The organism is Pseudomonas sp. Je.1.5.c, assembly GCF_051129895.1.
GTDB lineage: Bacteria > Pseudomonadota > Gammaproteobacteria > Pseudomonadales > Pseudomonadaceae > Aquipseudomonas > Aquipseudomonas urmiensis.
The window spans coordinates 23,573-31,234 of record NZ_JBCPSP010000049.1; the positions used below are offsets into that span (position 1 = coordinate 23,573).

The window sequence follows — 7,662 nt, forward strand, 5'->3', positions numbered from 1 at the left end:
TCAAATGTTCATTTTTTAGTAACTGAAAGATATAAATCAGGCATTGCGCGGGCCGCAGCCCGGCTTGCGTGAAACGCATGGAAAATATGAGGAAAACGCAACGTCGATAGGCTTCCCCATGCATGAAACGCATGCTCTTATCTCTTGAAGTCCATTAATGGAGTTTTTTTATTCCATAAATGAATAACCTAACAACGCTTCGAGAGATGCCCGATGAGCGAACTGCTGACCTCGGGGCCTGCCTTGCCGGCCCTGCCGAGATGGCGAATTGGCGCCGAGCGCCTACTGCCCTGGCTGCTGCCTTTGGCGCTGGCCGCATTGTGGGTGAGCGCCAGCCACTTGCAGTGGATGAGCGAACAGATTCTGCCGGCGCCGACGCTGGTCTGGCAGAGCGCACTGGACTTCGGTACCGGTGAGCTCTGGAGCCACCTGTGGATAAGTGTGCAACGCCTGGCCTGGGGGCTGCTCGCGGGGATTACCGGCGGGCTGTTGCTGGGCACCTGGCTGGGCGCCTCGCGACGAGCGCAAACGCTGGTGCTGCCAACATTCGTGGCGTTGGCGCAGATCCCCACGCTGGCCTGGATTCCGTTGTTCATGCTGTTTTTCGGCATCGGCGAGCTGCTCAAGCTGGTGGTGCTGATCAAGGCCATCGTGGTGCCAGTAACCCTGCATACCCTGGTCGGCGTGCGCGACGCCCAACCGAAGCTACGCGAAGCGGCCGCAACCCTGCGTCTGCCGCGTCACCTGGTGTTCCGGCGTCTGCTGCTGCCAGCCGCCCTGCCCTCGTTCCTGGCGGGCGTGCGCCTGGCCCTGGCGACGGGCTGGACCTCACTGCTGGCGGTCGAGCTATTGGCCTCAAGCGAGGGCATCGGCTACCTGATGGTCTGGGGCCGACAGCTGTTCATGCTCGATCTGGTATTGCTCTGCATCCTGTTGATCGGTCTGGTCGGGGCGTGCATGGATCGCGGCTTCAGCAGCCTTGAGCGACGCCTGCTGTACTGGCCGCAACCGGCCACCGGCGAGCAACGCCGCAGCATCGTGCCGCGAGCCTGGCAAGGCTTGCTGCTACCGCTGGCGCTATTGGCACTGTGGCAGGCGAGCAGCAGTTTCGGCTGGGTCGACGACAACATCCTCACCTCGCCCCTAGGCGTGCTGCACAGTCTGAAAGCTGGCGTGGCAGACGGCTCGCTGCTTGAAGCCCTGCGCCTGAGCCTGCAACGCACCCTGGCCGGCCTGCTGATTGGCGGCGGCGCAGGCTTTTTGCTGGGGGTGCTGCTGGGGCTGTCGAACAGGTCCGAACGTCTACTCGGGCCGAGCCTTTCGGCGCTGCGCCAAGTGGCGATCTTTGCCTGGGTGCCGCTGCTGACCGCCTGGTTTGGCCTGGGCGAAGGGGCCAAGTTGGTGTTCGTCGGCCTGGCGGCATTCTTCCCGCTGTTCATCGCCACCCAACGTGGCATCGCCAGCCTGTCGCCGCAGCTGGGCGAAGCCGCCCGCGCGCTGCGCCTGGACCTGCCGCACCGCCTGCGCTTGCTGGTCCTGCCCGGCGCCGCCCCAGCGATTTTCGCCGGCCTGCGCCTGTCGCTGATCTATGCCTGGCTGGGCACCATTGGTGCGGAATACTTCATGCCCTCGGACGGCGGCATCGCTAGCCTGATGCTCGGCGCGCAACAGCTTTTCCGCATGGACCAGGTGATGGCCGCGATGGTCCTGATCGGTCTGGTCGGCGCCCTGCTGGGCAACCTTGGACAACGCCTCGAATCGCGCGCCACGCGCTGGAGAACCGCATGAACGCCTTTATCAACGCCGCTTTGCACGCCGCCAACCAGGCTGACGCCACGCCCCCGCTGGTGAGCTTCGAGCAGGTCAGCAAGACCTTCACCGTCGACGGCCAGGCATTGGAGGCCATCCGTAATTTCGACCTATCGATCAACCAAGGCGAGTTCATCGCCATCGTCGGCGCCTCGGGGTGCGGCAAGTCGACCCTGCTGCGCTTGCTGGTGGGGCTGGATACCGACTACAGCGGCAGCATCCGCGTCGATGGCCAGCCGGTACACGGCATTGGTGGCGAACGCGGCATCGTGTTCCAAGAGCATCGGCTATTCCCTTGGTTGAATGTCGAGCAGAACATTGGCCTGGGCTTGGTCAACGAGAAGCTCACCCAGGGCGAGCGCGCGCGGCGCGTGCATGAATACGTGCAGTTGGTGGGTTTGGTCGGGTTTGAATCGGCCTATCCGCATCAGTTGTCGGGTGGCATGGCGCAGCGGGTGGCGATCGCCCGCGGCTTGGTCGCCAGCCCACGCATCCTGCTGCTGGACGAACCGTTCGGCGCGCTGGATGCATTGACCCGCCAGCAGTTGCAGGATGAGCTGCTGGCGATCCGCGAGCGCTCAGGGATTACCACCCTGCTGGTGACGCACGATGCCGAAGAGGCGACTTATCTGGCGGATCGGGTGGTGGTGCTAGAGCCACGACCTGGGCGGATCAAGGCGGTAGTGGAAGTCGACCTGGACCACCCGCGCCAGCGTACCGGGGTGGCGTTGCATGGGTTACGCGAGAAGGTCTTGCACCAAATTACCGGAGATGGCGGCTATCTGAAGCCGCCCGTGCAGCGGGTGGAAGGTCTGCGCCCAGAATTGATCGCACTTTGAGTTCACTGGCCTTATCGCGGGGCAAGCCCGCTCCCACGCAGGACGACCATTTACTCGGGCATGCGTGGGAGCGGGCTTGCCCCGCGATGAGGCCAGCGGCTTCAACCCAGCTCCCGAAGATACTGCCAGGGGTAGATCCCGCGCTCATGGCCATCGCTGAACACCAACTGCACGCCATACCCCTGCACCTCGATCCGCTCAACCCGAACATCATCGCGCACCGCCGAAATGCCCCCGCGCAATTTGCTTGCCCGGCATTGCGAGCAGGGGCACGCTCCCCTGAGCCGCACATGGCTGATCACCTGCAGCGCATCTGCCCATTGCACCGCCAACTCGCCCTGCCCGCGCACATTACGTAACCCGCTCGGCGCGTTCATCACGCCGCCCCCTGCAATTGCGCCAGGGCAATGCGCACCGCTTTGCGCACTTCCGGATCACTGTCAGCCTCGGCATTGCGCAACGCCGGCAGCGCGGCGCTATCGCCCAATTCACCCAAGGCCAATGCGGCCTCCTTGCGCAAGTTGGCGATGCCGTGGCCGAGCAGCTCGGCCAGCCCTTGCAGGGCCTGGCGGAAACGCAGGCGCCCCAGCGAGCGTGCCGCGCGCAGGCGTACCTGCCAATAATCATCGGCCAAGGCCTCGACCAATGCCGGGCCGGCCTGGGCATGGCCGACCTTGCCCAAGGTGGTGGCGGCTTCTTCACGCACCTGCCAGGCCTCGTCGCGCAATGCCGCAGTCAGCGCGGGCAACACGCTGCTATCCCGGGCCAGGCCCAACGCCCCAATGGCTGCGCGGCGCACCTCGGTGTCCGGCTCCTGCGCGGCGAGCCCGGCCAACGCTGGCAAGGCCGGCTCATGCTTGAGCCAGCCAAGAATTCCCACGGCCTCGCGACGCACCGCGGCGTCCGCATCTTGCAGCGCCAGCAGCGCCGGGCCTGCGGCGTCTTCCAGGCGCAGTTCGCGCAGGGCACGCAACGCACTGGCGCGCACAAAGGCATCGGCATGGTTCACCCAAGGCAAGATCAGCAAGCCCGCTTCCAGGCTCTTCAACTCACTGAGGCTTTGCGCGGCGGCCAGGCGCACCGGCTCGGCGCTGTCGGCCAGCGCAGCACACAGTGCTTGCACCACATCTGGCTGTTCCCAGGCTTCGAGCAAACGCGCCGCCTCGGTGCGTACCTCGGTCGAGGAGTCGACCAGCAGCGCATCAGTCAGCCACGGCAAGCCCTCGGGCTCTTCCAGATCGGCCAAGTCGATCAGGGCGATGCGCCGCACGGCCGCGTCGTCGGCGTTCAAACGCGGGAGCAATTCGGCAATATCGGGGTGGTCTGTAGTTCGTTCAGTCATAGCGCGATCCGTAGCGGTGGAGGGTCAGTGTCGGGTAGGCCAAGTGGCGTCAGGCGCGGCAGTTCGCGGCCTTCCTCGTGGCGCAGCAAGGCCAGGCAGTGACGCTTGAGATGGGTGAACTGCGCGCTGGTCAGCAAGCTGGCGCGGCGTGGGCGAGGAAAACTCAGGCGCAGGTCTTCGATGAAACGACCTGGGCGTGGGCTCATCACCAACACCCGGTCAGCCAGGAACAGCGCCTCGTCGATGTCATGGGTGACGAACACCACGGTGGTGCGGATGCGCGTCCAGATATCCAGCAGCAACTCTTGCATGCGTGAGCGGGTTTGCGCGTCGAGGGCGCCGAAGGGTTCGTCCATCAGCAGCAGGCGCGGGCGATTGATCAGCACCCGGGCAATTTCGGCGCGCTGCTGCATACCGCCAGAGAGCTGGCTTGGCCAGCGTTCAGCGAAGTCGGCCAGGCCCACCAGCTGGAGCATTTCGCTGGCGCGTCGATGCCGCTCAGGCTTGCCCTGGCCCTGCATCTTGAGGCCGAAGGCCACATTGTCGAGCACGCTGCGCCACGGCAGCAGGGTGTGATGCTGGAAGACCATGCCGCGCTCCGGCGATGGCCCCGCGACTGGCGCACCATCGACCTCGAGCACGCCCGAGCTGGGCAACAGATGACCGGCCAAAGCCCCCAACAGGGTGGACTTGCCACAACCCGATGGCCCCAGGATGCAGACGAACTCGCCCGGCGCGATGGTGAAGTCCAGCGCCTGTACCGCCTCGAACGCTTGACTGCCCTGCCCCAGACGTATCGACACGCCGCGCGCTTCGATACGGCCAGGCTCGGGGGCCTGTTGATAACTGCTCATCATGCGCCCCTCCGCAGCCGATACCAGGGCGTGGCCAGCGCGCCGAGGCGTTTGACCAGGGCACTGCTGCCCATGCCCAGCACGCCGATCAACAGCATGCCGACGATGATGTCCGGGTAGTTCTGCAAGGTGTAGGACTCCCAGGTGTAGTAGCCGATGCCAAACTGCCCGGCGATCATCTCGGCAGTGACCAGGCAGAACCACGAGGTGCCCATGCCGATGGCCAGGCCAGTGACGATACTCGGCAGCGCACCCGGCAAGATCACCTCGCGCAGAATCGCGTAGCGCCCGGCACCCAGGCTGCGCGCCGAGGCGACCAGCCGTGGGTCGACCGCCTCGACGCCATGCACGGTGTTGAGCAGGATCGGGAACAGCGCGCCGGTAAAGGTGATGAACACCATCGACAGCTCAGACGATGGAAACATCAGGATCGCCAGTGGAATCCACGCCACCGCCGGGATCGGCCGCAGCACCTCCAGGGGGGGCAGCAGGGTGTCTTCGGCCCACTTCGAGCGGCCGATCACCAGCCCCAGGGACACGCCCAGCACAGCCGCGACCAGGTAGCCGGAAAACACCCGCGACAGACTGCTGGTCAGGTGCGCGAGCAACGAACTGGAGATCAGCAGTTGCCAAGCCGCATCGAGCACCGCCTTGGGTGTCGGCACATAAGTGAAGGTGAGCAGGCCCAGGTTCAGCTTGCTGCTCGCGGCCAGGTGCCAGAACAGCAGGCAGGCCAGCAGCGAGGCCAGTCGCACAGGCCAGCGCGTGAAGGTGCTTGTCATGAAAATTCTCCCAGGTTGGCCCCGCCCGCTGCCGGGTCGGGGCCGGCCGATCAGCGCTGGGCGACCAGCTTCTGGTTGGCGCTGACAAAGTCCAGCGCCTCGCCACCGTGGGCCTTGGCGAACTGCTCGGCCTGATCCTTGAGCAGGAAGGCTGCCAGTTCGCCCTTGCCGTTACGCACGAACCAGGCCTGGTTGGCCAACAGCTTGATACCGCTGTCAGCGGCCTGGGCGTAGATCGCGCGGATGTCCTTGCCCTCCTGCTCCAGCTGCGCCAAGGCGCTGAGCGCTGCCTCAGGCGAGGCGTAGTGGCGCACTTTGTCTTCGCCGCGCACCCAAATCTGCGCCAGGCGGCTGAAGTCGGTGATCGGCTTGCCGGTCAGGGCGTCATTGGCCTTGAGCGGCAGTGGCTGGTAGTGCTTGAGCGCCTGCTCGTAGTCCAGCCCGGCCTGCTTGAAGGCGGCGCGAATGTACTGGTCATCGATGAACTGCGCGGTGTCCAGGCCACGGTCGGTTTTCTTCAATAGCTTGAGGGTGTCGATCGACGTAGCCACCGCCTGGCGGTATTCAGGCTTCCAGGTCAGGTCGCGGGTCTGCAAGCCGAGCGGGCCGTGGAACAGGTAATTGACCTCGGCTTCGATGCCGGTGACCTTCTCGATCAGCTCGCTGTACTTCTCTGGCTCGGCGGCGATCAGGCGATCGGCCTCAAGGCTGGCGCGCAGGTAGGCGGTGACCACCTCGGGGTATTTCTTCGCGTAGTCGGCATCGACCAGCGCGCCATGGAAGGTCGGCGCATTGGCCTGCGAGCCATCGAAGATCTTGCGGGCGAAGCCGCGATTGGGGAACAGCTCGGCGAACGGCACGAAGTCGGCATGCGCTTCGATGCGGTTGCTGCGCAAGGCCGAACCGGCAATCTCTGGCGCCTGGGCGATGATCCGCACATCTTTCTGTGGGTCCCAGCCTTGGGCGGCGACGGCGCGCAACAGCATGCCGTGGGCGGTCGAGGCGAATGGCACCGAGATGGTCTTGCCCTTGAGCTCGGCTAGCGACTGCACGCCTGAGGCTGCCGGCACCACGATGCCGTTGCCACTGCCGTGTACGCTACCGGACAGCACACTGATGAACAGGCTGCGCTTGCCAGCATCGAGGTGGGCGACGCCGTTGAACGAGCCGGGGAAGTCGGCCATGGCGCCGAAGTCCAGTTTGCCGGCGACCATCTCGTTGGTCAGTGGCGCGCCGCTGGTGAAGTTCTTCCACTCGATCTGGTACTGGGCGTCCTTGTACTTGCCATCGTGTGGCAGGTATTTGTCCAACAGGCCCAGCTCGCGGATCAGCAGGCCGCCGGTGGCGCAGTTGATGGTGGTGTCCTGGGTGCCGATGGCGACGCGGATGGTTTCGGCGTGGGCATTCAGGCCAGCGATTGCCAGCGCGAGGCCGGCCACGGTTGCTACAAGGCGCATGGGTGTTTCCCCTCGAATCGTTTTAGGTATTTGAGTCGTCTCCGCCGCCCTGACTGGGTGGTGGGAAACGAGGGGCACAGCAGGTGGGCGTCCGGTGGTTCGCCGGATGGCAGGTGTTTCAGCGCAGCAGGTACGGGATATCGACCTTCACGGCGCCGGTCGGGCAGTCCTTTTCGCAGGGCATGCAGTACCAGCATTCGTCGAAGGCCATGTAGGCTTTCTGCGTGGCCGGGTTGATGGCCAGCAGGTCCATGGGGCACACCTCGACGCAGACGGTGCAGCCTTTTTCGGCGATGCACTTGTCTTCGTCGATGGTCACCGGGGCGCTGCTGCGAAAGAAGATTTCCTGGGGTTGATAGGCCATTTCACGGGGTCCTTGGGGCCTTTTTTGGCCCTCGTTCTGTCAGTGGCATCGCAATCGCGGGGCAAGCCCGCTCCCACGCTAGATCCCAGGCGTGGGAGATTCTATGGTTATGGGCAAGCCAATTTCATAGCTCTGGTGATGTATTCGCCCTGATTTTTCATCAGGGCGAAAGCCACGCGGGCAAGCTTTCGAGCCAAGATGACCAAGGCTTGGGT

At 64.7% G+C, this 7,662-nt stretch carries 8 protein-coding genes and 1 pseudogene; 2 read left to right on the forward strand and 7 right to left on the reverse strand.

Annotated features, from left to right (window positions below):
- The first annotated feature begins 213 nt into the window (after positions 1–213).
- A complete protein-coding gene (locus tag AAZU54_RS24155; protein WP_434727758.1) occupies positions 214–1,788 on the forward strand; it encodes an ABC transporter permease in 1,575 nt (524 codons plus the stop codon).
- The gene (locus AAZU54_RS24160; protein WP_434727759.1) at positions 1,785–2,648 is read left to right on the forward strand and encodes an ABC transporter ATP-binding protein; all 864 of its coding nucleotides are present in this window, start codon (positions 1,785–1,787) and stop codon (positions 2,646–2,648) included. Before AAZU54_RS24155 ends, AAZU54_RS24160 begins: the two co-directional genes overlap by 4 nt.
- A 101-nt stretch (positions 2,649–2,749) precedes the next feature.
- On the opposite strand, the gene AAZU54_RS24165 is transcribed toward AAZU54_RS24160, so the two are convergent.
- The 7 genes and pseudogenes from AAZU54_RS24165 to AAZU54_RS24195 all read right to left on the reverse strand — a co-directional run.
- Entirely contained in the window at positions 2,750–3,025 is a 276-nt protein-coding gene (locus AAZU54_RS24165) for a DUF971 domain-containing protein (protein ID WP_405129758.1), read from the reverse strand.
- Positions 3,025–3,990 carry a HEAT repeat domain-containing protein gene (locus AAZU54_RS24170; protein WP_405129757.1) on the reverse strand — a complete coding sequence of 322 codons (966 nt, stop codon included), beginning with the start codon at positions 3,988–3,990 and terminating at the stop codon, positions 3,025–3,027. The genes AAZU54_RS24165 and AAZU54_RS24170 overlap by 1 nt, the downstream gene beginning before the upstream one ends.
- Positions 3,987–4,844 carry an ABC transporter ATP-binding protein gene (locus AAZU54_RS24175; protein ID WP_186553224.1) on the reverse strand — a complete coding sequence of 286 codons (858 nt, stop codon included), beginning with the start codon at positions 4,842–4,844 and terminating at the stop codon, positions 3,987–3,989. The genes AAZU54_RS24170 and AAZU54_RS24175 overlap by 4 nt, the downstream gene beginning before the upstream one ends.
- Entirely contained in the window at positions 4,844–5,626 is a 783-nt protein-coding gene (locus AAZU54_RS24180) for an ABC transporter permease (protein ID WP_434727760.1), read from the reverse strand. The genes AAZU54_RS24175 and AAZU54_RS24180 overlap by 1 nt, the downstream gene beginning before the upstream one ends.
- Positions 5,627–5,676: 50 nt before the next feature.
- Positions 5,677–7,083 (reverse strand): ABC transporter substrate-binding protein, encoded by a 1,407-nt coding sequence (locus tag AAZU54_RS24185; protein WP_186552916.1) that lies wholly within the window; start codon positions 7,081–7,083, stop codon positions 5,677–5,679.
- A gap of 118 nt (positions 7,084–7,201) precedes the next feature.
- On the reverse strand, positions 7,202–7,447 hold the full coding sequence (locus AAZU54_RS24190) for a 4Fe-4S dicluster domain-containing protein (RefSeq protein WP_008096634.1): 246 nt from the start codon (positions 7,445–7,447) through the stop codon (positions 7,202–7,204).
- A 107-nt stretch (positions 7,448–7,554) separates the two neighbouring features.
- A pseudogene (locus AAZU54_RS24195) lies at positions 7,555–7,662 on the reverse strand (IS110 family transposase); the annotation flags it as partial.